This window comes from Alkalicoccus daliensis, assembly GCF_900103955.1.
In the GTDB taxonomy this organism is placed as follows: Bacteria; Bacillota; Bacilli; order Bacillales; family Salisediminibacteriaceae; genus Alkalicoccus; species Alkalicoccus daliensis.
This window is the reverse complement of record NZ_FNIL01000001.1, coordinates 739135-762918: the sequence shown is the minus strand read 5'-3', so window position 1 is coordinate 762918 and position 23784 is coordinate 739135. Positions and strand designations below refer to the sequence as shown.

Here is a 23784-nt window from a genome sequence, read left to right as displayed (position 1 = left end):
GCAATCCAGTCTGACGTTTGGCAACAGCGTCAAGTCGGGTTTAAAGGGAAACCGTCACGGCGGCGACGCCGAGGTACCCGGCTGGGAAAACCTACTGGACCTATGGCGCAGTTTTTACTCTTTTAATGACCACTCTTATACATATTATGCAACCAGCAAAGGAAAGCCGGGAATAACTTATGAAAGCCTCGATAAAAAAATCTCTTCATTGGAGCTGGATGATTGCCGTTATCACACTCGTGCTAGCGGCTATTTTTTCTGTGATTTCCACCGCTATTTTAAGCGGGGTAACATGGGCAGTGGGCATGATAATAGTGTTTTTGATTGTGCTGTTAGGGGTAATATCAGATACTATAGGGGTAGCTGCGACTGCAGCGAGAGAAAAACCCTTTCATGCAATGGCTGCAGAAAAACTTCCGGGGGCCAGGCAGGCTGTTCAAATTACACGGAACGCAGATAAATTTTCTAATTTTACAAATGATGTAATTGGAGATATAGCGGGTGTTATCAGTGGTACAGCTTCTGCTTTTGTCGTCATCCAGCTTGTAACTCAACTGGGTCATGGGGAAGGCTCTAATGTACAGATAGTCGTTTCAGTAATTTTTACCAGCGTGGTTGCAGCCCTGACTGTGGGAGGAAAATCAGTCGGTAAAACAATTGCAATCATGTATTCTACTGAGATCATCTACCGTGTGGGTAGATTATTTTATTTGATAGAGGTAAAATTGAAGATAACAATTTTTAAAGATAAAAAACACCGGAAGAAATCTAAAAGATAGAAAGCGAGGGTTTCTCTTGAATGTACTTGATATGAAGGATCCTGCATTCCTGAAACAGCTTAGTGAAAAAGAGCTGAGCGAGGTAGCTGCGGATATACGGGCGTTTCTAATTGATAAACTATCAGTAACGGGCGGACATTTAGGACCAAACTTAGGCGTAGTAGAACTCACTTTGGTACTTCATCAGCTGTATGACAGTCCGAAAGATAAATTTTTGTTTGACGTTGGTCACCAGGCTTATGTGCATAAGATATTAACAGGCCGGGCAGGTCAGTTCGATACGTTAAGACAGCATAAAGGCTTATGCGGCTTTCCGAAACGGTCCGAATCTATTCATGACTGCTGGGAGACTGGACATAGTTCCACTTCTTTGTCTGGAGCTATGGGAATGACGCTCGCCAGAGATTTAAAGGGAACAGATGAACACATTATTCCTATCATTGGCGATGGCGCATTGACCGGAGGTATGGCTTTGGAAGCGCTTAACCATATCGGGCATGAACAGCGAGATATGACAGTGATTCTCAATGATAATGAAATGTCTATCGCCCCCAATGTAGGTGCGCTTCACAACATGCTCGGCAGAATGAGAACAGCTAATAAATACAATAAGGCAAAAGAAGATTTAGAACTTCTTATTAAAAAAGTTCCTGCTTTTGGAGGGCGCCTTGCTTCCACAGCAGAAAGAGTGAAGGACAGTCTGAAGTATTTACTTGTTTCGGGTATGTTTTTTGAAGAGCTTGGATTTACTTATCTAGGACCTGTAGACGGACATGATCTCCATGATTTAAAAGCTAATATTTCTTACGCCAAGAAGACAAAAGGACCTATAATAATTCATGTAGTCACTAAAAAAGGAAAAGGCTATGCTCCTGCTGAAAATGATGCAAAAGGAACCTGGCATGGGCTTGGTCCTTACAAAATTGAGTCAGGGGAAGTAGTGAAAAAACCGGGTCCTCCAAGCTACAGCGGTGTTTTTGCAGAAACGTTAAAAACAATTGCGCGTTCAGATGATCGTTTAGTTGCAGTTACTCCTGCAATGCCGAACGGAAGCGGACTGGATAAATTTGCGAAAGAGTTTCCAGAAAGAATGTTTGATGTAGGTATTGCAGAACAGCATGCGACTACTATGTCCGCAGGCCTGGCTGCTCAGGGAATGAAACCGGTGCTGGCAATTTACTCCACGTTTTTACAGCGTGGATATGATCAGCTGGTCCATGACGTTTGCCGCCAGAATTTAAACGTTGTTTTTGCAATCGACAGAGCAGGTCTGGTAGGGGCAGATGGTGAAACACATCAGGGTGTTTTCGATATTTCCTATATGAGACACCTGCCGAATATTACCCTGCTGGCGCCAAAAGATGAGAATGAGTTTCAGCACATGCTCTATACGGCTGTAAATCATGAGGATGGACCGATTGCAGTACGCTATCCTCGCGGCAGTGGACTGGGAGTACCGATGGATGAAGAGTTGAAGGAACTGCCAATTGGAAAATGGGAATCAGTAAGAACAGGGAAGGATGCTGCAATTCTTGCATTTGGCACAATGATGCCGGTAGCGGAAGCTGCTGCAGAACTTCTTGCTGCGAAAGGAATTGAAGTAGAAGTTATCAATGCCCGGTCGATTAAACCACTGGATGAGGAGAAACTCAGTGAGATTTCGGAATCAGGCAAACCTATTTTAACACTCGAAGAACACGCTCTTCAGGGAGGTTTTGGAAGTGCGGTGCTGGAATATTATCATTCAGCAGGAATCCATTCTATCGTTGTAGAGCGTATGGGTATACCAGACTGGTATATCGAGCACGGCAGTGTACCTGAACTGCTGGAAGAGATCGGTCTTACCGCGTCTGGTGCAGCTGAAAAAGTCCAGAAGTTAATTCCCAGAAAGAAGCAGCGTGCATAACTTATGAAAAAAGAAAGAATAGATGTGCTCTTAGTAGAGCAGGGATTTTTTGAATCACGGGAGAAAGCAAAGAGATCTGTGATGGCGGGCCTGGTGCTTGCAGATGGAGAACGGGTTGATAAAGCAGGTGCAAAAGTAGCGATAGAAGCCGAATTAACAATTAAAGGAAATGCGATCCCCTATGTAAGCAGAGGTGGCTTAAAGCTGGAGCGCGCAGTGAAGGAATTTAAACTGTCACTGGAAGAAAAAATTGTTCTTGATATTGGAGCATCGACAGGTGGATTTACTGACTGCGCTCTGCAAAATGGTGCAAAACTGGTTTATGCGCTTGACGTAGGCTATAATCAGCTTGCGTGGAAGCTGCGGCAGCATGAACAAGTGGTGGTCATGGAGCGGACGAATTTCCGCTATTGTACACTGGAAGATTTTCCGCAAGGGCGGCCGGAGTTTGCCACAATTGATGTCTCTTTTATATCTTTGAAATTAATTCTGCCTGTGCTCAAGGATATATTAACTGCAGATGGAGAGGTATCTGCATTAATAAAGCCGCAATTTGAAGCAGGACGAGAACAGGTTGGAAAAAAAGGAATAGTGCGTGATCGTAAAGTTCATGAAAGTGTTATTGAGGAAATGATTACATTTTCAGAACTGCTTGGTTTTACTGTACAAAATATAATACCTTCCCCAATAAGAGGCGGTGAAGGTAATATTGAATTCCTGATGCATCTTCAAAGAAAGGGGAAGTCAAACTTCTCTATTGAGCACATAAAATCACTCGTAAATACAGCACATGCTTCACCAAAAATCTAGCGGGTTGAATTGTCATTCCCTGACGCTTGGAGGAAAATACGAATGAACAAAGGGCAGCGCCATATTAAGATCAGAGATTTAATTGGAAATAATGATATAGAAACTCAGGATGACCTTGTGCACCGGCTGAGATCCGCTGGTTTTAATGTGACACAAGCTACAGTGAGCCGTGATATTAAAGAACTGCATCTAGTCAAAGTTCCGATGATTGATGGCCGTTATAAATACAGTCTTCCCTCAGATCAAAGGTTTAATCCGCTGCAGAAACTGAAAAGAGCTTTGGTGGACAGCTTTGTTTCCATCGACCAGACTGCAAATATGATAGTGATAAAAACACTTCCAGGAAATGCAAATGCAGTGGGGGCTTTAATTGATAATTTAGACTGGCAGGAAATTATGGGTACAATCTGTGGAGATGATACGATACTAATTATCTGCAGGTCCGAAGAAGATCCAGCGCTCCTTACAGAGAAATTTTTAGAAATGCTTTAATACGTTCAATGTTCATAACTATTCTTATTGATCATTCTATAGATCAAGGTGATTTTTTCGATAATCATCGCTTTGGAATGTATAGGTGAGCCTTATGTGAACTGCGGAAGCTAAGCCCCGCGGGCCCTCCAGTGAAATATGCAGGTGTTCAACGCTTAGATATCAATTTTGGGAATTTATTCTTTATAGAAAAGGGCTGGTCCAATTAACAGGATACAGCTCTTTTTTCAGCATTTAAAAAGAACAGTAGGAGCTATGCTGTAAATTCATAATTAAACAGCAGACTTTTTAAAGAAAGTATGCCGGCTTAAAAATTTTAAAATGCGGTGGAGATATTATAATTAATTACATAATTAAGAAAGGTAAAATTATACTATTGAAATGTTTATAGGTATAATGTAACTTGCCGGAAAGCTGCAGTAACAGAAAGATACAACATATAACTAAGTTAATTGATATTAAAATCTAAACGTCTAAAAACGAGTACATGCGAGTGTCCAGCTTTTTGGAGGGTTGCTTTCCATTCTGGCCTTCAGCTGTTCAGAACGGAAAATACTCCTGCCAGCTTTTAAGATTGAGCCCGCAAGAGCATTTCAGGAGCTTTATGACAAGTGTGCAAAAGTGTTCATTTAAATTAAAATCCGTAAATAATATTCGGAGATGAAATAGAAAATTACTTCAGCTGTTTTGCGTTGAATTCATAACCGTCGTTATTTATACAGCCAACGCAATGCAGTTTTTGCTCTGAATATTTAAGCAGAGATAATAGCGAATAAAGAAAGGTTGATTCAAATGCTGATGGAGTTATCAATAAGAAATTTTGCGATAATTGATGAATTAACAGTTTCGTTTGATGAAGGGCTAACCGTGTTAACAGGGGAAACTGGAGCTGGAAAATCCATTATAATAGATGCTATAGGACTCTTGATAGGCGGAAGAGGCTCTGTTGATTTTGTAAGGCATGGAAGCAAACGTGCTGAAATCGAAGGGCTTTTTACTATCGATCAGCCGGTAACTGAGGAGTTAACAAATCTTTTTGAAGACATTGGGATTAATTTTGATGAAGAAGAAACGCTAGTTTTAAAACGGGAAATTACAAAGCAGGGGAAAAGTGTCTGCAGAATCAACGGTAAATTGATAACACTTGCAATCCTCCGCCAGGCCGGACAGCAGCTTGTTGACATTCATGGACAGCATGAACATCAACAGCTTTTGCAGACAGATAAACACGGAATGTTTTTGGACAGATTTGCTGAAGAGGATCTTCGTGATGCATTAAAAGAGTATAAGGTACTTTATAAACAATTCATGAAAAAAAGACAGCAGCTTAAGCAGCTGACGGAAGGTGAACAGCAGGTAGCGCAGAGGCTGGACCTAATCCAATATCAATATGAGGAAATTGAAAAAGCCCAGCTGCAGCCGGAGGAAGATATTGAATTAACGGATGAAAGAAATAAATTAAATAATAGTGAAGGCCTTTATTCCACGGTACATGGAGCCTATGATTCTTTGTATGGGGAAGGTAAGGGACTTGAATGGGTAATGGCTGCTATGAACCAGATAGAAGAAGCTGCTGAATTAGACCAGAACCTGTTGAATTTAAAAGAAAGTATTACAAATAATTATTATATGCTGGAGGAAGCATCGTTTTCATTAAGAGATTATTATGAATCCATCGAATTTGATCCGGAAAGACTGAATACAATTGAAGCCAGGTTAAGCGAAATCAGTCAGCTTAAGAGAAAATACGGAAGTTCTGTCACTGAAATTCTAGAATATGCCCAAGGTCTGGAAGAGGAACTGGATACGTTGACTAATAGAGAGCAGCGGCTGGGGGAGTGGCAGAAAGAACTTGAATCTACTGCACAGGATCTTTTTGTAGAAGGAGCTAATATCAGCAAAATAAGGAAAAAAGCAGCTGTAGAACTTAAAGAAGCGATTCAGCAGCAATTAAAGGATTTATATATGAATGATACTGTCTTTGAAGCATTTGTGAATAGCACTTCCAATGAACAATTGCACGCTGAAGAGTTAGTAAGCACCCATCCTTTTCATGCTGATGGTATTGACACTATTGAATTTCAAGTTGCTACAAATAAGGGTGAACCACTAAAATCACTTGCAAAAGTCGCCTCAGGCGGGGAAATTTCAAGAATGATTCTGGCACTAAAATCTATCCTTGCTAAACATGAAGGAGTAACTTCATTAATTTTTGATGAGGTCGATACCGGGGTAAGCGGCAGAGTTGCCCAGTCAATTGCAGAAAAAATTCATGGCATTGCGCAGGGGTCGCAGGTATTATGCATCACACACCTGCCTCAGGTAGCGGCAATGGCGGATACGCACTTATTTATATCGAAAAAAGAAAAGCAGGGTAGAACTATTACCAGCGTGGCACCTTTAAAGGCAGAAGAGCAGACTGAGGAAGTCGGCAGGATGATTTCTGGTGTAGAGGTCACTGAATTAACAAGAGAGCATGCGAGAGAGCTGATAGGGCAGGCAAAAGCAAAAAAGCGATAGACGATTTTCCTGCATAAAGTAGTGACTATTATTGCAGGTAAAGGTTATGTTATACTAATCTCTACTATGTCAGCAAAATTTCTTTTTGTTTGAAAAAGCTTCACTTTCGGTAAATGCTTGCTGAAGAGATGGTCTGCGGCTGTTTCTCTGCCGCTGCACATCCAGTGGATTCTCAGACTGAATTAATCCATTCGGAGGCCTTTCTTTTTTACGCAGCAGAGGGGAATTTCACCATATATTGTGAAGATTTATTTTCTCAAGTGTCAGACAAGCACGAAATTAAATAAAGTTTGTATTGAGTAACTTATCGTTAGGGGGAATCTCTCATTGAGTAATATTACAGTTTGCGTGGCAGATGATAATCGGGAGTTAGTTCATTTGCTGGAAGAATATATTAATAATGAAAGTGACATAGAGGTAATCGGCAGAGCCTATAATGGGCAGGAATGTTTGAGTATTATTGAAAATAATACTCCTGATGTGCTGATATTGGATATTATAATGCCTCACCTGGACGGTCTTGCTGTATTAGAAAAGATCGGGAGCTTAAACCTTTCAAAAAAACCAAACATTATTATGCTGACAGCATTTGGTCAGGAAGATGTAACAAAAAAAGCGGTGGATCTGGGTGCTTCTTATTATCTGCTGAAACCTTTTGATATGGATATTTTAGTGAATAAAATCAGGGATGTTGCAAAAATTGGAAGTGGAGTTAACGCAAAATCTATGGATGCCAACCAAATGCGCCATGATAATACTCCAATGAATCTGGATGCAAGTATCACAAGTATTATTCATGAAATTGGAGTTCCGGCACATATTAAAGGTTATATGTATTTAAGAGAGGCAATTACTCTTGTCTATCATGATATTGAACTATTGGGGACAGTAACAAAAGTACTTTATCCAGACATAGCGAAAAGGTTCAATACAACACCGAGCCGAGTGGAACGTGCAATTCGGCACGCCATAGAAGTTGCGTGGGGCCGGGGTAATATTGAATCTATTTCAAAAATGTTCGGGTATACGGTAAATGTTTCTAAATCAAAACCTACGAATTCGGAGTTTATTGCCATGGTAGCTGACAAGCTTCGGGTGGAACATCGAAAAAATTAGCAGGCAAATATGGCTGTATAGGATAATGTTTCTTCATATTAGATTTTCTTTAACAAAGGCTACCTTGAAAATAAAAGTACGGCTAAAAAGAAGTAATACTGCTGCTTCACATTCGGATAGTCTTGCCCAAGGGCTTGTTCTCGACTAATTTTGACGGAAAGAACGACCGCCAAAATGGATTCTCCAACTGCGCTCATCCTTTGGGCGTCCTCTCCTTCGTTACACAGCAATATTAATTTTCATAATTCATGGGGCAAAAATTTTACATGAGTGTCTCTGTTAAAGGCCGGTATTGATATAAGAAAGGCAGGCCTGCGGCTCTTTTTTTCGCTTGCCGCGGAGAAATCCTTCAGCTCTCCCTTCGAAACCAGCAGGGTGCCGCGCAGCCAATCCAAGCAAGACAAAAACCGTCTTGTTGGGATTCAAGATCCCGGAAGACGTTAGTCTACCCGGAGATCTCCTCCACGGCAGGTCAGTTGCAGTCGCAGAAGGTCGACTCCGGGAGGAATCCACCTGCCAGAGGCAGGTTAGCTGAGAGAGTTCCCTCCGGAAAGCGTACCTTCAAAGGCAAAGCACAAAAGCGCATACTTATACAGAAAAAATACTTTTTCAACAGCCTGAAAAAGCTGCGAACCCATTAGGTTCGCAGCTTTTTTATGTTCGAGCTGGTTTTTTTTGAAATTTAGGGGCTACTTTATTGTTTTTGCGATCTCTATGCAGGATAAATCCGCCGATTATCCAGATGCCGGCTGCGAATGCAATCATCCCAGCTAAAAATTGAAGGTATAGAGATGGGAAAGGAACATTTAAAATTTGAAACAGCGTATCTCTCATTAATTTAATTCCATAACCAGCTGTAAGTATAGGAATTAATAAAATAATCAATGCAATAAATCGCATAATTGTCATAATAGTACCTCTCTTTATTCATTAAGTCATTATCATTCTATCTAATATTTTAAAAAAAGTCGAGTGGCATATCCTCCTGTTATTTTAGTATGATAGACAGGAAGGGAAGACAGGAGGCTGAAAATGTTAAATTTATTTTTCTATGGAAGGTCAGAAGAAATAAATAACTTTCTGAACAAAACACCGGTGCCTTCGGAGGTAAGTATTGAAGGAGCTGTGCTTACAGGAGAGGAGAGAGTACTTAATCATCCGCTTCCTGTTTATCATTCATTGGAGCAGGTTGATTTTAATAAAGATAACATTCTACTTGTGACAAATCACCATTTAGAAGAAAATTATAAAAATATAAATTATGAGGGAGCAGAATTACTGTTCACTTTAATGATTTCAAAAGAACAAACATATAAAGAATATAAAAAAAATAACGAGAAGTTAATGAAAATTATTAATGCGACTCATGACGGAATGATAGCAATTGATGAAAAAAGCCGCTTAGTGCTAATTAATAAACGAGCAGCAGAAATGACGGAACTGTCAGTGGAAAACTCGCTGGGCAGAAATATAGAAGAAGTAATGCCTACGAGCAGACTGCCCCGGGTATTAAATACAAATATTACAGAATATAATAAAAAACAAATAATTGGAAATGATCGAAGTATTATTACTACCAGAGTTCCTATGTATGAAGAGGGTAATATTATTGGAGCACTGGCAGTCTTCAGGGATGTTACTGAAATAGTAAAAATGGCAGAAGAAGTAACCAATTTAAAAAGTATAAGAACAATGCTGGAATCTATCATTAATTCTTCCGATGATGCTATTTCGGTTGTAAATGAAAAAGGCATCGGCTTACTGATTAACCCTGCATATACCCGTCTGACAGGATTATCGGAAAAGGAAGTAGTAGGAAAGCCTGCAGCTACGGATATCTCTGAAGGAGAAAGTATTCATATGCGGGTACTGCAGACAAAAAAACCTATAAGAGGAGCCCGGATGAAGGTAGGCCCTTTAAGAAGAGATGTTGTAGTGAATGCTGCCCCGGTAATAGTCGATGGAAAAATAAAAGGGAGTGTCGGAGTAGTTCATGACGTTTCAGAAATGGAATCCCTGGCATTGGAGCTGGAGCAGGCGAAAAGTATTATTAGAACGCTGGAAGCTAAATATGAATTCGCTGACATCATCGGGAACTCGACAGAAATCAAAATGGCTGTTGAACAAGCAAAAGTAGCCGCTAAAACGCCAGCAGCTATATTGCTCCGTGGAGAGTCAGGAACAGGAAAAGAACTATTCGCACATGCAGTACATAACGAGAGTAAAAGAAAGTTCAATAAATTTATCAGAGTTAATTGTGCCTCACTTACAGAAACGCTGCTGGAAAGTGAACTTTTTGGCTATGAAGAGGGAGCGTTTTCCGGTGCCAAAAGAGGAGGAAAAAAGGGGCTGTTTGAAGAAGCTGATAAAGGAAGTATATTTTTAGATGAAATCGGGGAGCTTTCCCCAAAAATGCAGGCAAAATTACTCCGGGTGCTTCAGGAACATGAAATCGTCCGCGTGGGCGGTACTGCAGCTATTAATGTAGATGTAAGATTAATAGCTGCGACGAATATTAATATAGAAAAAAAGATCGAAGAATCCCAGTTTAGAGCAGATTTGTTTTTCCGGCTGAACCGGGTCCCTATTTTTATACCGTCATTAAGAGAAAGAAAGCAGGATATTCCTATTCTTGCAATGCACCTTCTGAGAAGATTAAATCAGGATTATGGTAGATACGTGAATGGTTTAACTGAGGAAGCTGCGTTGAAACTGCAATCATATCACTGGCCCGGGAATGTAAGAGAATTGGAAAATGTTTTAGGCAGAGCGGTAATTCATATGCCGCAGACTGCCCAGAAAATTCATGCCTCACATATTACGATTGCAGAGGAAACGAAACCCGCTTTTCAAAACAGTGAAACTTTTGACAGCCGCACTTTGGAAGAGCAGTTAAATTGGTTTGAGAAAAATCTAATACAACAGCAGCTGATCAAAAATGATGGAAATAAAACACAAACTGCTAAAAAATTAAATATCAGTCTGCGGAATTTATATTATAAAATGGAAAAATTCAGTCTCTAGAAACCGCGCAAAATAATGCATGCAATAATTTGCGCGGTGTGCAATAATTTGCATGTTCTAAAATAATAGTTCACGATGATAAAAGAATAAAATATATTTAATTTAAAGAATATTAATGTTTTATTTTTCTCGGGAGGACTATTAACTATATTGGAACAAAATATAATAAATTGGTAAAAAGGTATTCCTTTTTCATTAGTTCTGTCACTGCTCAAAGCTGATATGAGAAACCTTCGCTGCGGGATCTTCCCAGCTTGTTCTTCTTAAGGCTGTGAGAACTTTCACAGCCAAAAGCATAGGCGCATCCGATTAAATGTTCTCGAGGCTATCTTCACGATCTTTGTGAAGATGGCTACTGGACGAGCGGAGCAATGCTCTCTCTAAAAAGGCGCCCGCCGGTTTTCGCTTCGTCTTACATTTGATAAACAGCAGGAAGACAGCTTTTATAAATTACTCTTTCTTTTTTAAAGAATATAGAGGGCAAGGAGGTTTAGACGCCTGGGGAAAAAGAAAGCGTGAAGATCATAGATTTGTTCAGGTCTTTGAACGAATCTCTTAGCAGGAGTGAAGCAAGTTATTGCCCTGCATCCAAGTGATACGGTTTTTGGCTTTCTTGGATGGGCTGGACGGAACCTTGACTCCGGAGGTGTCCTTATCTTATAGCAACATCATATTTGATTAGAGAACTTTCAGCAAAAAGTGCACCATAAAGTATGAAAAAATCACTGTATTACTCATAATGAAAAATCTTGTGCAGAAAAGAGGAAATCAGCTTTTTGGCAAGTCAGTTTCAAAAGCGGAGCTGTTTTGGCATCATTATTGCATATTATAATACTGAAAATTAGAGGAGGTAAAAATGAATATTGCCGAATTGAAATTAAAAATCAGCCAAAGAGAAAAAAAAGCTGTTATTGCAGTGGCGAATGCGACAGATCCTTCTATATTTTTAGCTGCACAGGCAGCAAAAGAGGATGGACTTGCCAAGTTCGTTTTTACAGGACCGCTTCAGGAGGTTACTGATGCAATGGAAGAAGCTTCTTTTACACCAGATGATCAATACCATTCATTTATAGACTGCAGCACAGACCAGGAAGCAGCAGAAGTTGCTGTCAGACTTGTTTCTGAGGGGAAAGCAACGGTGCTGATGAAGGGGATGATTGCTACCTCTACTTTGTTAAAAGCCGTACTAAATAAAGAATACGGGTTAAGAACTGGCGGTATTCTTTCTCACATTGCTGGGTTCCAGATTAACAGCAGAGAGAAAATTTTATTTTTAACAGATGCAGCGATGAATATTGCTCCAGAGCTGGAGGAGAAAGTTCAAATAGTTGAAAATGCTGTAAAAGCTGTCCGGCAGATGGGAATCGAACAGCCGAAAGTAGCAATGCTTGCTGCAGTTGAAACAGTAAACCCTGCGATGCAGGCTACGCTCGATGCGGCTGCAATAACTCAGATGAACCGCAGAAACCAGATAAAACATTGTCTTATTGACGGCCCTTTAGGCTTTGATAATGCGATTTCAGCCGAAGCCGCAGTTCAAAAGAAAATAGAATCTCCAGTGGCAGGAAGTGCTGACATACTGGTTGCTCCACAAATAGAAACTGGAAATTCACTTTACAAATCCTTTACTTATATTGGTGGAGCTGTAGTCGGAGGAATGATCGTTGGAGCTAAAGCTCCAATCATTCTGACTTCGAGAAGTGATTCGGAAGAAAGTAAATTATTTTCATTGGCCATGGCAGTAAGTACTACATGAAACCAGCATTTACTGATGTTAAACCTTTTCTTTCATCCTAAAGCTCGAAGCAGAAAAGGACAAAATAAATTATATAAACTCAATTAACATTGTTACTAATTTTAGGGGGAATACGCAATGGAACTTTTCACTTATATGGAAGAATACGATTATGAGCAAGTGGTAGTGTGCCAGGATAAAGAGTCAGGCTTAAAAGCTATCATAGCAATTCATGATACAACGCTGGGCCCGGCTCTGGGCGGCACGAGAATGTGGACTTATGAAACGGAGGAAGCTGCGTTTGAAGATGCACTTCGTCTCGCTAAGGGGATGACATACAAGAATGCCGCTGCAGGACTGAATCTCGGCGGTGGTAAAACTGTAATCATAGGCGATCCTAAAAAGGATAAAAACGAAGCAATGTTCCGCGCATTTGGCAGGTTTATTCAGGGGCTTAACGGTCGTTATATTACTGCGGAAGATGTAGGAACGACAGTGGAAGATATGGATCTTGTTTATTCAGAGACAGATTATGTAACAGGGGTTTCTCCGGCATTCGGATCTTCAGGCAATCCTTCTCCTGTAACAGCCTACGGCGTATACGTCGGGATGAAAGCTGCAGCGAAAGAAGCTTTTGGAACAGATTCGTTAGAAGGTAAAACAGTGGCAGTGCAGGGCGTCGGGAATGTTGCTTATAATATGTGCCGCTATTTACACGAAGAAGGAGCAAAGCTCGTTGTTACTGATATTAATAAAGATTCAGTAAAAAAAGCTGTAGAAGAATTTGGTGCAAGAGCAGTCGATATTGATGATATTTATGATGTAGACTGTGATATTTATTCTCCATGTGCTTTAGGCGCTACAGTGAATGATGAGACAATTCCCAGATTGAAAGCGAAAGTAATCGCAGGTGCTGCAAATAATCAGCTGCTTGAAAACAGACATGGTGATATTATACAGGATAAAGGAATTGTCTATGCGCCGGATTATGTAATTAACTCAGGCGGAGTAATAAATGTTGCAGATGAGCTGCTCGGGTACAACCGGGAAAGAGCAATGAAAAAAGTCGAAACAATTTACGACAGTATTGCTAAAATAATGGATATTTCCAGACGGGATCAAGTACCGACATATGTAGCCGCAAATCGTCTTGCAGAAGAAAGAATTGAAACTATGAGAAAGTCACGTCGTCAATTTTTACAGAATGGGATGAATATACTATCCCGCGGACGTTAACAGGAGGGACCGAAGTGGAACATTTTCGTATATTAGCCATTAATCCAGGTTCAACTTCAACTAAGATTGGTGTATTTGATAACGAACAGGAAATATTGGAACAAACAATTAGACATGACAGAGATACAATTGATACTTATCATACAATTATTGATCAATATTCATTTCGTAAAGATATGATATTGCAGACGCTCGACCAGGCCGGGATCAATTTATCGAAGCTTTCAGCGGTAGTGGGCCGCGGAGGGTTGCTGCGGCCAATCGAAGGCGGCACATACAAAGTTAATGAGGATATGCTGCATGACTTGAAGCTTGGATATGCAGGGCAGCACGCTTCAAATCTGGGAGGTATACTCGCTTATGAAATAGCTTCCCAGTTAAACATTGAATCTTTTATAGTAGATCCAGTGGTTGTGGATGAACTTGAAGATGTAGCGAGAGTTTCAGGTTTTGCTGATTTTGAAAGAAAAAGTATATTTCATGCGCTGAATCAAAAAGCAGTAGCGAGAAAAGTAGCAGAGCAGCTGGACCGTTCCTATGAAGATTTGCGGCTGATAGTTACACACATGGGCGGTGGTATTACCGTAGGTGCGCATCGATATGGACGTGTTATCGATGTAAACAATGGTTTGCATGGGGAAGGGCCTTTTTCACCTGAAAGAGCAGGAACTGTACCTGCAGGTGATTTAGTTTCCATGTGCTATTCGGGAGATTTTTATTCCGATGAAATTATGAAAAAAATTGTCGGTCAGGGTGGGCTTGTAGGCTATCTGGGAACGAATGATGCGGTGGAAGTGGAAAAGCGTATTTCTCAGGGGGATGAAAAAGCAGAACTTGTTTATAACTCCATGGCTTATCAAATTGCCAAAGAAATAGCCGCAAATGCAGCGGTGCTGGAAGGAAAAGTGGATGCGATCATTTTAACCGGAGGACTAGCTTATGGAAAAGAATTTGTGCAGAAAATTGCTTCTCGTGTAAAATGGATATCAAGAGTAGTTATACATCCAGGAGAAAATGAACTTCAAGCACTGACTGCCGGGACATTGCGCGTGTTAAGAGGGCAGGAAAAATCAAAAGAATACAGTATTTCGTAGAGAAATTCATTGAAAAGGAGAGATACCTATGGCTGAAAAATATGATCTGGTCATATTAGGAGCTGGTACAGGCGGGTACGTAGCCGCAATACGAGCTGCTCAGTTGAATTTGAGTGTCGCAGTAGTAGAAAAGTCAAAGCTAGGGGGCACTTGTCTGCATCAAGGATGTATTCCCAGTAAAGCTCTTTTAAGAAGTGCCGAAGTATTTAAAACAGTAAAAGAATCGGAAAATTTTGGAGTATCTGCAGAAGCACCGTCATTAAATTTTTCGAAAGTTATGGAGCGGAAGCAGTCGATTGTCAATCAGCTTCATAAAGGTGTACAAAACCTAATGAAAAAAGGGAAAATAGATGTATACCACGGATTTGGCCGTATTTTAGGACCTTCTATTTTTTCGCCTACTCCAGGTACTATTTCTGTGGAGTACGAAGAAGAAGATAAAGAAAACGATATGCTGATACCTTCGAATGTCATCGTTGCTACAGGAAGCCGTCCGAGATCACTGCCTGGATTGGAAATAGATGAAGAAAAAATCCTTTCATCCAATGGAGCCTTAATGCTGGAAGAACTGCCTGAATCGCTTTCTATTATCGGAGGCGGGGTAATCGGTGTAGAGTGGGCTTCCATGTTTGCTGACTTCGGGGTAGATGTAACTATTTTTGAATATACAGAACGCCTGCTGCCAACCGAGGATAAAGAAATTTCTAAAGAAATGGAAAAATCTCTGAAAAAAAAGGGAATCTCAATATTTACAAATACAAAAGTGGATGCTGCCAATATTAAAGCTGCTGATAAAAATGTAATTATTCCTTATGAAAGAGAAGGAGCAAGCGAAACTGCCACTACTGAAAAAGTACTTATTTCTGTTGGAAGAGAAGCCAATGTAAAAAATATAGGTCTCGAAAATACAGATATTGAAGTAGAAAATAGTGTAATAAAGGTTAATAAACATTACCAGACAAAAGAAACTCATATCTATGCGATTGGTGATGTGATCGGAGGAATGCAGCTTGCCCACGTAGCATCTCACGAAGGTATTGCAGCAGTGGAGCACCTGGCAAGACTTCAGCCGCATCCCGTAGACCCCTCTCTTGTAGCCCGCTGTACATATTCTTCCCCGGAGGTCGCGAGTGTAGGGCTGACGGAAGAACAGGCATTGGAACAGGGATATGAAATTAAAGTCGGTAAATTTCCTTTCCAGGGTGTAGGCAAGGCACTGGTATATGGAGATGCTGACGGGTTCGTAAAATTAATCTCTGATAAAAAGAGTGATGATCTGCTGGGTGTTCATATGATTGGCCCTCACGTAACCGATATGATTTCGGAAGCTGCCCTTGCTAAATTCCTGGATGCTACTGCCTGGGAAATAGGAGAGTCCATTCATCCGCATCCGAGTTTATCAGAAGTAATAGGAGAAGCTGCACTAGCAGTGGAAGGAAAGCAAATTCACGGCTAATCGTTTAAAGGAGGTTTTAATAATGACAGAAAATCGACATCACGCGCTTGGTTTATCAGACGATCAGGTTTTGACGATGTATAAGACGATGCTTGAAGCAAGAATGATTGACGAAAGAATGTGGCTGTTGAACAGAGCTGGGAAAGTACCTTTTGTAATTTCTTGTCAAGGACAGGAAGCAGCTCAGGTAGGAGCATCTATGGCACTGGATACTGAGGTGGATTTTGCACTTCCGTATTACCGGGACATGGGAGTAGTGCTTCATTTTGGGATGTCAGCCAAAGATCTGATGTTATCTGCTTTTGCGAAAGCAGAAGATCCAAACTCAGGGGGGCGTCAGATGCCCGGACATTTTGGCTATAAAGCAAAACGTATTGTTACCGGTTCTTCTCCTGTAACGACGCAGGTACCGCATGCAGTTGGCTTCGGACTCGCTGCAAAAATGAAAAAACAGAATTTTGTAGCATTTACTACTTTTGGCGAAGGATCTTCCAATCAGGGAGATTTTCATGAGGGGATTAATTTTGCAAGTGTACATGATCTTCCTGTAATTTTTATGTGTGAAAACAATAAATACGCAATTTCAGTGCCACTGGATAAACAGCTGAATATTGAACACGTGTCCGACAGGGCTGCCGGATATGGAATTTACGGGGAATCTGTAGATGGGAACGATCCACTCGCAGTATACGAAGCTATTAAAAATGCGAGGGAACGTGCCGTAAAGGGAGAAGGCCCTTCTCTGATAGAAACAGTTTCCTATCGTCTTACTCCTCACTCAAGTGATGATGATGACAGCACATACCGCTCCCGGGAAGAAGTCAACGCTGCGAAGAAAATTGATTCTATTCACACTTTCAGCGAATATTTACGTGAATTGAATATACTTACAGAAGAAGTTGAGGAAGAAATTAAATCCAAGCTGCGCAGAGAAATTGATGAGGCTACTGACTATGCGGAAAATGCAGATTACGCTTCAGCAGATACGCTGATGCAGTATGTCTACGAGGAGGAATAATCTTATGCCTGTGATGACATATATCGAAGCAATTACAAAAGCGATGCATGAAGAAATGGAACGTGATGAAAATGTTTTTGTGCTAGGAGAAGATGTTGGAAAAAGAGGCGGAGTTTTTCGTGCCACCGATGGGTTATATGAGGCTTTTGGTGAAGAAAGAGTAATAGATACCCCTCTAGCTGAATCTGCGATAGCAGGTGTAGGAATTGGTGCAGCAATGTTCGGCATGCGGCCTGTGGCAGAGATGCAGTTTGCAGATTTTATTATGCCTGCGGTGAACCAGATAGTATCTGAAGCTGCTAAAATCCGTTATCGTTCCAATAATGACTGGACTTGTCCTATTACAATACGTGCACCTTTTGGAGGGGGAGTGCACGGAGCGCTTTATCATTCCCAATCAGTGGAAGCCCTTTTTGCAAACACTCCAGGCCTGAAAATTGTCATCCCTTCAAATCCATATGATGCAAAAGGGTTATTGAAGTCGGCAATAAGATCAAATGACCCAGTTCTATTCTTTGAACATAAGCGGGCTTACCGCTTGTTAAAAGAAGAAGTACCTGAAGAGGATTACACAGTACCGATTGGAAAAGCAGCTGTTGCGAGAGAAGGATCTGACGTAACTGTTATCACCTACGGGTTATGTACACACTTTACCAAACAGGCGGCAGAAGAAGTGGCCGAAGACGGCGTCGAAACACACATACTGGATCTGCGTACAGTTTATCCTCTGGATAAAGAAGCAATCAAGGAAGCAGTGACAAAAACCGGGAAGGTGCTGCTCGTTACCGAGGATAATAAAGAAGGAAGTATTATGAGCGAAGTAGCCGCAATAATTGCAGAATATTGCCTCTTCGAACTCGATGCCCCTGTAGAGCGGCTGGCAGGGCCTGATGTGCCGGCGATGCCATATACACCGCCGTTGGAAAAAGCATTTATGGTGAATACGGATAAGATTCAAAAAGCAATTCGTGATTTAGCTGAATTTTAATTGAGTTAAAGGAGGAGAGAAAATGGCGACTGAAATTACAATGCCCCAATTAGGTGAAAGTGTTACTGAGGGGACTATCACAAAATGGCTCGTCTCCCCGGGAGACAAAGTAAATAAATATGATCCCCTTGCTGAAGTAATGACAGATAAGGTGAATGCAGAAGTCCCGTCTTCCTTCAGCGGAACAATTGAAAAATTAATTGCAGAAGAAGATCAGACGATTGCTGTTGGAGAAGTAATCTGTACAATGAATGTGGAGGGCCAGCCGGAAAAAACTCCGGAAACATCTAAAGAGCAGCCGGATCAGGAAACATCCACTTCACCCGCGGAAGAATCACCTAAAGCAGAAAGTGATAATTCCTCTAAAAATAGATATTCTCCAGCAGTTATGAGGCTGGCACAGGAAAACGACATTGATTTGTCTAAAGTCGATGGGAGCGGAAGAGGGGGAAGGATTACTCGAAAGGATATTCAGGCGCTTATTGAAAACGGTCAGGAGTCCGGAAAAGAGCAGGAAGCTGCTCCCGTAAAATCAGAATTTTCATCTCCTTCTCATGCAGCGACGTCTCCAAGTCTCTCTGCCCCAGCAGGCGGACAGGGAAGGACCGAAGAAATTCCTGTAAGCGGGGTAAGAAAAGCCATAGCACAAAATATGGTGCAGTCTAAACATAATGCGCCGCATGCCTGGATGATGGTGGAAGTAGATGTAACAAACCTGGTCAAGCTCAGGGAGCAAAAGAAAAACGAGTTTGCTTCGCAGGAAGGCTTTAAACTGACGTATCTTCCATTCTTTATGAAAGCTGTCGTAGATGCTCTTAAAAAATATCCACAGGTAAATGCGAAGTGGGCAGAAGATAAAATCATCCGTTATAAAGATGTTCATTTATCCATGGCAGTAGCTGCAGATGAAGAATTATATGTTCCGGTCATAAAAAATGCTGACGAAAAAAATATTACAGGCCTGGCTCGTGCTTTAAATGATATAGCAGGGAAAGTTCGTACCGGCTCATTAACTTCCCAGGATATGCAGGGAGGTACTTTCACTTTAAATAATACAGGGTCGTTTGGTTCTATTCAGTCGCAGCCTATTATCAACGCCCCTCAGGCAGCAATTTTATCTGTAGAATCCATCGTGAAGCGTCCTGTTATCATGGAAAACGATGCAATAGCAGTAAGACATATGGTGAATTTATGTATGTCCCTCGATCACCGGGTACTTGATGGGTTAATATGCGGAAAGTTTATGAATGATATTAAAACAAGCTTAGAAAGCATTAATGAATCAAATACAACAATTTATTAACACCACCCGATTTTCTGAAGCGTTACTGAATACAAAATCCGATTGGATTGAATTTCAGTTCAGCAGCTTATCCAATTATAAATTGGATAAGAACTATCTTTGGAAATTATTCAGTATAACGTGTAAAATAGAAATAGAAACTATAAGGAAAGGGTGATATTACATGGAATTCCAAATGTTTATGAACGATGTGGTTCAATCCGCTCGTCAAGATATGGACCAGGCTGGTTATCAGCAGCTGACTTCGGCAGAAGAAGTAGAGCAGACTCTTTCACAGGAGGGTACTACATTTGTAGTTGTTAACTCTGTCTGTGGGTGTGCTGGAGGTATTGCCCGGCCATCTGCTGCCTACATGAAGAATTATGAGGTGCAGCCTGACCGTTTTGTAACGGTATTCGCAGGTCAGGATAAGGAAGCTACAGAAAAGGCCCGATCTTATTTCACTGGATACCCTCCATCTTCCCCGTCTTTTGCGCTTATTAAAGATGGAGAAATTAAGGCAATGGTGGAACGCCATGAAATTGAAGGACATGAGCCTATCGAGGTAGTAAATAAACTTGAGTCTCATTTCGATGCTCATTTTAAAAAGTAATTTCTGTTAAGAGCTGTTCTGACAAAATAGGGAGCAGCTCTTTTCCCTTTAAAGTTAAGGGGGCCTCTCACTGGGGCTATGCAATAAACAAGTAGTATGCTATAATCTTAAATCGTCAGCACAATCGTCCGAAACTATTTTTAGGAGTGGTGGATTAATGCAAGAACTGTATAAAGAGATACATATGTATTTAAATCAGGAAGAGGAAATTCCATTTAAACAGTTTGATGATTACTACAAAAGAGTGATGAAGTATTTTAATGATCATGCAGACGAATTTGATGAGGATCACATCTGGAAAGCATTATTTATTTCGGAAAATGTAATGTCAAATGCAGATGGACGTGCAAAGGAAGTTACGAATCAAAAAGAAACTAAAAAGTATGCGCGTATGTCTAAGCGTCTTACACTCTGGGCACAAAATTTTGCAGCAAGACTCGCTCGTAAAGGCTATAATGAGGAACAAATGAATGCCCGATTTGAAAAGATGTTCGAGGATTATGAAAAATTTAAGAATGAATAGTGCTTGCTATTATTAAGTTATACTGCTATAATTATCTAGTGTCGGTGAAAAGCTGCGACACTTTAGGCGCCCGTAGTGAAATGGATATCATACGAGATTTCGGCTCTCGCGTTCCGGGTTCGAATCCTGGCGGGCGCGCCATTTAATAATGTTAACCTCCAGTCTGCTGGAGGTTTTTTGTTATTACAAAGCAAATAGTTTACACTTGAAATTGCTTGGAATCGTAAAAAGAAAGAAGCGATAAAATTATGTTTGGTATCGGATATCGTACTTTAAAAACAGCGGTAGGAGCATCTGTCGCGATTTTAATTGCCCAGATGCTGCAGTTGGAATTTTTTGCTTCAGCGGGAATTTTAACAATTTTATGTATTCAAAAAACAAGAAAAAAGTCGTTTCAAAGTGCCTGGGAGAGAATGCTTGCTTGTTTCCTGGGACTTGCAGCTGCAGGTCTTATTTTTGAATTGATCGGATATCATTTTATAAGTGTAGCTCTTCTGCTCCTTATTTTTATTCCTATCACTGTACAGCTTAAAATTACTTCAGGCATTGTTACGAGCGCAGTAATTATGTTTCACGTTTATACAGCTGGAGCTCTTACTGCAGAACTGATGTTAAATGAACTTGCGCTTATTTCCATAGGTGTAGGCATAGCACTGCTGATGAATATTTACATTCCAAGTAACGAATCCGTGTTGGATTCTTACCAGGAGGAACTTGAAAGTCTTTATGCAAAGATTTTTCATGAATTTGCTGCTTATATAAAAAATGGAGACAACAAGTGGAACGGCAAAGAAATAACAGAAGCATCAGAACTGTTAATAAATGCAAAAAATTTAGCCATGCAGAATCTTGAAAACCATATATTCAGGTACGAAGACAGCTATTACCACTATTTTAAGATGAGAGAGAAACAGCTGGATATTATAGAGAGAATGATGCCGCTGCTGACATCTATAGATTATCATGTGGAACAGGCTGACATGCTTGCTGCTTTTATGGATGATCTTGCAGAAGGAGTTCATCCGGCAAATACAGCACACCTGTATATAGAAAAATTGGAAAAATTACAGAACTCCTTTAAAGAAATGCCGTTGCCTGATACAAGAGATGAATTTGAAGCGCGCTCTGCTTTAGCTCATCTTGTCAGAGAGCTGGATCAGTATTTATGGATTAAACAGCAGTTTAAAGTTACAAAAAAATATGGTGTGTTCGAGTCAGATAAATAGTCAGATTGGTGCTGGCACGCACGATATTTCACTGCATACAAAATTACCCTGCTGCAGCTTTGCTGCAGCAGGGTAATTTAAATTGGTTTTATTCTCTTTAGAAGTAGGACACTCCCATAAGTGCTGTTCCTAAAAACATTACAATAATCATCATATACACAATCGCTTTGCGAAACTTTCGAGGCATACCTTTTCCCTCCTCATTGACTTGTTCTGCTTTTATTTTATCTTTAATAGCAATCGTTTTCAAGAGTAGAGGTGGCAAAAGGAAAGATATGTTATAATGAATACATATTCACCAGCTTAAGGAGGATATTATGGAAGAGTATAAAATTGCTTATGAGAAGTGGCAGCACGAAGTAAAAAAGAATCTTTCCAGGCGGCCGGAAAGAAAAGATGAATTTACTACCGGCTCTCAGCTGGAAGTGAAGAGAGCTTATTTTCCGAACAATTTTGACAGCGCTTACATAGATAAACTTGGTTTTCCAGGGCAGTATCCTTACACCAGGGGAATTCGTCATACAATGTACCGTGGACAGCTGTGGACGATGAGGCAGTATGCGGGGTTTGGTTCTGCCAAAGAAACAAATAGTCGTTTCAGATATCTGCTGGAACAAGGGCAGACCGGCCTGTCAGTAGCTTTCGATCTCCCTACACAAATCGGCTATGACTCAGATGATCCTATGTCTCTTGGAGAAGTAGGAAAAGTAGGAGTCGCCATAGATTCTCTGGAAGATATGGAATTGTTATTCGATCAGATTTCTTTAAAAGATGTAAGTACGTCTATGACCATTAATGCTCCGGCTGCAGTCCTGCTTGCCATGTATATAGCTGTAGCGGAAAAGCAGGGGGTACAGGCAAGTCAGGTAAGAGGAACAATTCAAAATGACATTTTAAAAGAATACATTGCAAGAGGGACTTATATATTTCCGCCGAAGCCTTCCATGCGTCTAATTACTGATATTTTCGCATACTGTGCAGACAATGCCCCGTCGTTTAACACAATCAGTATCAGTGGTTATCACATACGGGAAGCAGGATCGACTGCAGTGCAGGAACTTGCGTTCACGATGGCAAATGCAATTGCTTATGTAGAAGCTGCGCTTGCAGCAGGCTTGGATATAGATGATTTTGCTCCAAGACTTGCTTTTTTCTTTAATGGGCATAATGATTTTTTTGAGGAAACTGCAAAATTTCGTGCAGCGAGAAGAATGTGGGCAAAGCTGATGAGAGAGCGCTTTGGGGCTAAAAAACAAAAAAGTGAACAGATGCGTTTTCACACACAGGTTGCAGGCTCTACGCTGACTGCACAGCAGCCGGAAAACAATGTCATACGAGTGGCCCTGCAGGCAATGGCAGCAGTACTTGGGGGAACCCAGAGCCTTCATACAAATTCAAAAGACGAGGCGCTTTCTCTTCCGACAGAAGAAAGTGCACGAATTGCACTCAGAACGCAGCAGATTCTCGCGCATGAAACTGGAATTGCGAATACTATAGATCCATTAGGCGGCTCTTATTATGTGGAAGCACTTACCGACCAGCTCGAAGAGGAAGCATTCCGCTATATTGATCATATTGAAAAGCTTGGAGGCGCAGTGAGTGCGGTCGAAAAACAGTATATGCAAAGGGAAATTCACCGAGCAGCCTATGATGCACAAAAAAGGCTGGAAAAAGAAGAAGATATCGTTGTAGGAGTAAACAAATTTCAGAGTGGGGAAGAGCAGGCTCCGGACGTAATGACGGTAGATGAAACATTTGTAGAAAATCAGCTGAACCGGCTAAAAGAGCTGCGAAAGGAAAGAGATAACGAACGTGTGAGACTTTCACTACAGCAGCTTAAAGACACAGCCTCAGGAGAAGGGAACTTAATGTACGATATTTTGGAAGCAGTGAAAGCATATGCGACAGTTGGAGAAATATGTCATACGCTGCGCGGTGTATTTGGTGAATATTCTGTATAAGGGGG

The 23784-nt window shown here is 40.9% G+C and carries 20 protein-coding genes and 1 tRNA gene; 19 read left to right on the top strand and 2 right to left on the bottom strand.

Annotation, left to right across the window (positions count from 1 at the left end):
* The first annotated feature begins 179 nt into the window (after positions 1-179).
* The 6 genes from BLP92_RS03710 to spo0A all read left to right on the top strand — a co-directional run bounded on the left by BLP92_RS03710 (position 180) and on the right by spo0A (position 7623).
* Positions 180-779 (top strand): hypothetical protein, encoded by a 600-nt coding sequence (locus tag BLP92_RS03710; protein ID WP_090840682.1) that lies wholly within the window; start codon positions 180-182, stop codon positions 777-779.
* Positions 780-810: 31 nt separating this feature from the next.
* On the top strand, positions 811-2685 hold the full coding sequence (gene dxs, locus BLP92_RS03705) for a 1-deoxy-D-xylulose-5-phosphate synthase (protein WP_425284413.1): 1875 nt from the start codon (positions 811-813) through the stop codon (positions 2683-2685).
* A 3-nt stretch (positions 2686-2688) separates the two neighbouring features.
* The gene (locus BLP92_RS03700; RefSeq protein WP_090840679.1) at positions 2689-3495 is read left to right on the top strand and encodes a TlyA family RNA methyltransferase; all 807 of its coding nucleotides are present in this window, start codon (positions 2689-2691) and stop codon (positions 3493-3495) included.
* A 42-nt stretch (positions 3496-3537) separates the two neighbouring features.
* Positions 3538-3987: a transcriptional regulator AhrC/ArgR gene (gene ahrC, locus BLP92_RS03695; protein WP_090840677.1), complete on the top strand. Its 450-nt coding sequence runs from the start codon at positions 3538-3540 to the stop codon at positions 3985-3987.
* Between the two features lie 792 nt (positions 3988-4779).
* Positions 4780-6507 carry a DNA repair protein RecN gene (gene recN / locus BLP92_RS03690; protein WP_090840675.1) on the top strand — a complete coding sequence of 576 codons (1728 nt, stop codon included), beginning with the start codon at positions 4780-4782 and terminating at the stop codon, positions 6505-6507.
* A 327-nt stretch (positions 6508-6834) separates the two neighbouring features.
* The gene (spo0A, locus tag BLP92_RS03685; protein WP_090840673.1) at positions 6835-7623 is read left to right on the top strand and encodes a sporulation transcription factor Spo0A; all 789 of its coding nucleotides are present in this window, start codon (positions 6835-6837) and stop codon (positions 7621-7623) included.
* A 654-nt stretch (positions 7624-8277) separates the two neighbouring features.
* On the opposite strand, the gene BLP92_RS03680 is transcribed toward spo0A, so the two are convergent.
* The gene (locus BLP92_RS03680) at positions 8278-8526 is read right to left on the bottom strand and encodes a DUF2627 domain-containing protein (RefSeq protein ID WP_090841086.1); all 249 of its coding nucleotides are present in this window, start codon (positions 8524-8526) and stop codon (positions 8278-8280) included.
* Positions 8527-8655: 129 nt separating this feature from the next.
* Here BLP92_RS03680 and BLP92_RS03675 point away from each other — a divergent pair, with 129 nt between their 5' ends.
* The 12 genes from BLP92_RS03675 (at position 8656) to BLP92_RS03620 (ending at position 21818) form a co-directional block, all read left to right on the top strand.
* Positions 8656-10647 (top strand): sigma-54 interaction domain-containing protein, encoded by a 1992-nt coding sequence (locus tag BLP92_RS03675; RefSeq protein ID WP_090840671.1) that lies wholly within the window; start codon positions 8656-8658, stop codon positions 10645-10647.
* An 856-nt stretch (positions 10648-11503) separates the two neighbouring features.
* On the top strand, positions 11504-12403 hold the full coding sequence (locus BLP92_RS03670; protein WP_090840669.1) for a bifunctional enoyl-CoA hydratase/phosphate acetyltransferase: 900 nt from the start codon (positions 11504-11506) through the stop codon (positions 12401-12403).
* A gap of 117 nt (positions 12404-12520) precedes the next feature.
* Positions 12521-13618: a branched-chain amino acid dehydrogenase gene (gene bcd, locus BLP92_RS03665; protein WP_090840668.1), complete on the top strand. Its 1098-nt coding sequence runs from the start codon at positions 12521-12523 to the stop codon at positions 13616-13618.
* A gap of 14 nt (positions 13619-13632) precedes the next feature.
* The gene (gene buk / locus BLP92_RS03660) at positions 13633-14712 is read left to right on the top strand and encodes a butyrate kinase (protein WP_244516636.1); all 1080 of its coding nucleotides are present in this window, start codon (positions 13633-13635) and stop codon (positions 14710-14712) included.
* 28 nt (positions 14713-14740) lie between these two features.
* Positions 14741-16168, top strand: a complete 1428-nt coding sequence (lpdA, locus tag BLP92_RS03655; RefSeq protein WP_090840665.1) for a dihydrolipoyl dehydrogenase — start codon at positions 14741-14743, stop codon at positions 16166-16168.
* Positions 16169-16190: 22 nt separating this feature from the next.
* Positions 16191-17186, top strand: coding sequence for a thiamine pyrophosphate-dependent dehydrogenase E1 component subunit alpha (locus BLP92_RS03650; protein ID WP_090840663.1), 996 nt, complete (start codon positions 16191-16193; stop codon positions 17184-17186).
* Between the two features lie 4 nt (positions 17187-17190).
* On the top strand, positions 17191-18174 hold the full coding sequence (locus BLP92_RS03645; RefSeq protein WP_090840661.1) for an alpha-ketoacid dehydrogenase subunit beta: 984 nt from the start codon (positions 17191-17193) through the stop codon (positions 18172-18174).
* Between the two features lie 22 nt (positions 18175-18196).
* Positions 18197-19477: a dihydrolipoamide acetyltransferase family protein gene (locus BLP92_RS03640; protein ID WP_090840659.1), complete on the top strand. Its 1281-nt coding sequence runs from the start codon at positions 18197-18199 to the stop codon at positions 19475-19477.
* A 163-nt stretch (positions 19478-19640) separates the two neighbouring features.
* Positions 19641-20069: a BrxA/BrxB family bacilliredoxin gene (locus BLP92_RS03635; protein ID WP_090840657.1), complete on the top strand. Its 429-nt coding sequence runs from the start codon at positions 19641-19643 to the stop codon at positions 20067-20069.
* A 157-nt stretch (positions 20070-20226) separates the two neighbouring features.
* Positions 20227-20592, top strand: coding sequence for a hypothetical protein (locus BLP92_RS03630; RefSeq protein WP_090840655.1), 366 nt, complete (start codon positions 20227-20229; stop codon positions 20590-20592).
* 66 nt (positions 20593-20658) lie between these two features.
* Positions 20659-20733 (top strand) — tRNA-Arg (locus BLP92_RS03625).
* A 107-nt stretch (positions 20734-20840) separates the two neighbouring features.
* Entirely contained in the window at positions 20841-21818 is a 978-nt protein-coding gene (locus BLP92_RS03620) for an aromatic acid exporter family protein (RefSeq protein ID WP_090840653.1), read from the top strand.
* A 97-nt stretch (positions 21819-21915) separates the two neighbouring features.
* Here BLP92_RS03620 and prli42 read toward each other — a convergent pair whose 3' ends face one another.
* Positions 21916-22005, bottom strand: a complete 90-nt coding sequence (gene prli42 / locus BLP92_RS17935; protein WP_168006330.1) for a stressosome-associated protein Prli42 — start codon at positions 22003-22005, stop codon at positions 21916-21918.
* 130 nt (positions 22006-22135) lie between these two features.
* Here prli42 and BLP92_RS03615 point away from each other — a divergent pair, with 130 nt between their 5' ends.
* Positions 22136-23779 (top strand): acyl-CoA mutase large subunit family protein, encoded by a 1644-nt coding sequence (locus BLP92_RS03615; protein WP_090840651.1) that lies wholly within the window; start codon positions 22136-22138, stop codon positions 23777-23779.
* Positions 23780-23784 lie beyond the last annotated feature (5 nt).

Coding starts and splice junctions, on each gene's coding strand:
- BLP92_RS03710 (WP_090840682.1), top strand. CDS start 180: ATGAAAGCCTCGATAAAAAAATCTCTTCATTGGAGCTGGATGATTGCC.
- dxs (WP_425284413.1), top strand. CDS start 811: ATGAAGGATCCTGCATTCCTGAAACAGCTTAGTGAAAAAGAGCTGAGC.
- BLP92_RS03700 (WP_090840679.1), top strand. CDS start 2,689: ATGAAAAAAGAAAGAATAGATGTGCTCTTAGTAGAGCAGGGATTTTTT.
- ahrC (WP_090840677.1), top strand. CDS start 3,538: ATGAACAAAGGGCAGCGCCATATTAAGATCAGAGATTTAATTGGAAAT.
- recN (WP_090840675.1), top strand. CDS start 4,780: ATGCTGATGGAGTTATCAATAAGAAATTTTGCGATAATTGATGAATTA.
- BLP92_RS03675 (WP_090840671.1), top strand. CDS start 8,656: ATGTTAAATTTATTTTTCTATGGAAGGTCAGAAGAAATAAATAACTTT.
- BLP92_RS03670 (WP_090840669.1), top strand. CDS start 11,504: ATGAATATTGCCGAATTGAAATTAAAAATCAGCCAAAGAGAAAAAAAA.
- bcd (WP_090840668.1), top strand. CDS start 12,521: ATGGAACTTTTCACTTATATGGAAGAATACGATTATGAGCAAGTGGTA.
- lpdA (WP_090840665.1), top strand. CDS start 14,741: ATGGCTGAAAAATATGATCTGGTCATATTAGGAGCTGGTACAGGCGGG.
- BLP92_RS03650 (WP_090840663.1), top strand. CDS start 16,191: ATGACAGAAAATCGACATCACGCGCTTGGTTTATCAGACGATCAGGTT.
- BLP92_RS03645 (WP_090840661.1), top strand. CDS start 17,191: ATGCCTGTGATGACATATATCGAAGCAATTACAAAAGCGATGCATGAA.
- BLP92_RS03640 (WP_090840659.1), top strand. CDS start 18,197: ATGGCGACTGAAATTACAATGCCCCAATTAGGTGAAAGTGTTACTGAG.
- BLP92_RS03635 (WP_090840657.1), top strand. CDS start 19,641: ATGGAATTCCAAATGTTTATGAACGATGTGGTTCAATCCGCTCGTCAA.
- BLP92_RS03630 (WP_090840655.1), top strand. CDS start 20,227: ATGCAAGAACTGTATAAAGAGATACATATGTATTTAAATCAGGAAGAG.
- BLP92_RS03620 (WP_090840653.1), top strand. CDS start 20,841: ATGTTTGGTATCGGATATCGTACTTTAAAAACAGCGGTAGGAGCATCT.
- prli42 (WP_168006330.1), bottom strand. CDS start 22,005: ATGCCTCGAAAGTTTCGCAAAGCGATTGTGTATATGATGATTATTGTA.
- BLP92_RS03615 (WP_090840651.1), top strand. CDS start 22,136: ATGGAAGAGTATAAAATTGCTTATGAGAAGTGGCAGCACGAAGTAAAA.